This window comes from Chthonomonas sp., assembly GCF_035294165.1.
Lineage (GTDB): Bacteria > Armatimonadota > Chthonomonadetes > Chthonomonadales > Chthonomonadaceae > Chthonomonas.
Map to the genome: position 1 here is coordinate 1 of NZ_DATGLN010000251.1, position 1,894 is coordinate 1,894.

3 protein-coding genes are annotated in these 1,894 nt (G+C 53.6%); all 3 read left to right on the forward strand.

All coding sequences use genetic code 11. From position 1 onward, the window contains the following. Positions 1-648: N-6 DNA methylase (locus VKV29_RS14075; protein ID WP_324201950.1), on the forward strand; the 648-nt coding region annotated here is incomplete at its 5' end. An 85-nt stretch (positions 649-733) separates the two neighbouring features. Next, positions 734-1,036: a nucleotidyltransferase family protein gene (locus tag VKV29_RS14080; protein WP_324201951.1), complete on the forward strand. Its 303-nt coding sequence runs from the start codon at positions 734-736 to the stop codon at positions 1,034-1,036. A gap of 92 nt (positions 1,037-1,128) precedes the next feature. After that, the coding region (locus VKV29_RS14085) for a restriction endonuclease subunit S (protein WP_324201952.1) at positions 1,129-1,894 on the forward strand (766 nt) is incomplete at its 3' end.

A 1,894-nucleotide genomic window follows, 5' to 3' on the forward strand; every position in this document is an offset into this window, starting at 1 on the left:
GAAAACGACACCTACGATCGCTTCCGCTTTGGCAGCCCGCCCACCTCTTCGGCGGACTGGGGCTGGCTGCAGCACATGCTTGCCTCCTTAAACGACACGGGTCGCATGGCAGTGGTGCTAGATACGGGGGCGACCAGCCGCGGCAGCGGCAACCAGGGCAGCAACCGCGAGCGCGATATCCGTAAGGCGTTTGTGGAATGCGACCTCGTGGAGGCAGTCGTGCTGTTGCCTGAAAATCTTTTTTACAACACCACCGCGCCGGGCATTATCCTCGTTGTTAATCGCAAGAAACGCGCTCCAGGCCAGATTCTGCTCATCAATGCTTCCACGCTCTTCGCCAAAGGGCGACCTAAGAACTACCTAGCCGACGAGCACGTCGAGACAATCGCTCGGCTTTACCACGAATGGAGGGTTGAGGAGGGCCTATCGGCAATCATCAGCACCGAAGAGGCCGCCCGAAACGACTATAACCTCTCCCCTAGCCGCTATGTAAGCATGAACGGTAGTGAAGAGACCGTACCGCTGGAGGAGGCGGTGGTGCGCCTGCAAGAGGCAGAAGAAGAGCGCATGGGTGCAGATCGGGAATTGGCAGCGGTCTTAAAAAAACTGGGGCTTGGCGGTTACGTTGATGGAAACGGGGCTGCCTAGAAGTGCGCGATCATAACTGCACCATAAGCGAGAGCGCCTACGATCGTGGCTTGTAAATCGCCCATTATAGGGGAAGAGCACTCTCATGGAGAAGAGGAATTTCGAGATTCTTGAAGCGCGGATTGGGGACTTTTGCCGCCGCTACCGCGTGCGACGACTATCCCTGTTTGGCTCTGTGCTTCGGGAAGATTTCGGGCTGCAAAGCGACGTGGATGTGCTGGTGGAGTTTGAACCGGATGCATCGGTAGGTTTTTTGACCTTAAGCCGCATGTCTCGCGAGCTTTCCTCCCTATTGAGTCGGCCGGTAGACCTCGTGGTGCGCAGCGGTCTCAAGTCTCTCCTTCGAGAGGACGTTTTGCGCGAGGAAGTGACAATCTATGCGGCCTGAGCGTTTGTACCTAACCGAGGCCCTGCCTCGTTGCCCAAAGCGTTCACCGCGCTTTTAGGAACAGAGCAGGCGCCTTTTGGAGAAGAGGAACGATGCATGAGAACATAGAGGGTTTACCTAACGGCTACAAAATGACCGAACTCGGCTCTTTGCCAGAGGATTGGCGGGTGGTGCGACTTGGGGAGTTAGCTTGTATCCGCTATGGTAAAGCAAAACCGAGAACCACTGGCACCATCCCTGTTATTGGTTCAGGTGGTGTTTATTCCTGGACAGACAAGCCTCTAATTCAATTTCCTACACTCATCATTGGCAGAAAAGGTACAGCCGGGCAAGTGTGGCTATCTGAAAAAATGTGTTGGCCAGCTGATACAACTTTTTACTTAGAATGGAAGCGAACGATTGATGTTCACTTTCTTCACGCCTGGCTGATACTTCATCCCCTTTCTGGTGAACATGCAAAAACTACCTTACCTAGCCTGCAGCGTCCAGATGTCGAGAATTTACTCCTTCCCCTCCCACCCATCGAGGAACAGCGTGCCATTGCCTACGTTCTACGTACGGTACAGCAGGCGAAGGAAGCCGCCGAAAAGGTTATCGCTGCTGCCCGTGAACTCAAGAGGAGCCTTATGCGCCATCTCTTCACCTACGGTCCTGTGCCTGTGGAGCAAGCCGATCAGGTGCGTTTGAAGGAAACCGAACTCGGCCCTTTGCCAGAGGATTGGCGGGTGGTGCGACTTGGAGAGGTAGTTCAAAAAACAAAACTGCTCGATCCGAGAAAGCAGCCAGATAGACATTTCAAGTATATTGATGTTTCATCTATCAGCAACGAGTCATTAGCCATTGTAGACCATAAAATCT

Coding starts and splice junctions, on each gene's coding strand:
- VKV29_RS14080 (WP_324201951.1), top strand. CDS start 734: ATGGAGAAGAGGAATTTCGAGATTCTTGAAGCGCGGATTGGGGACTTT.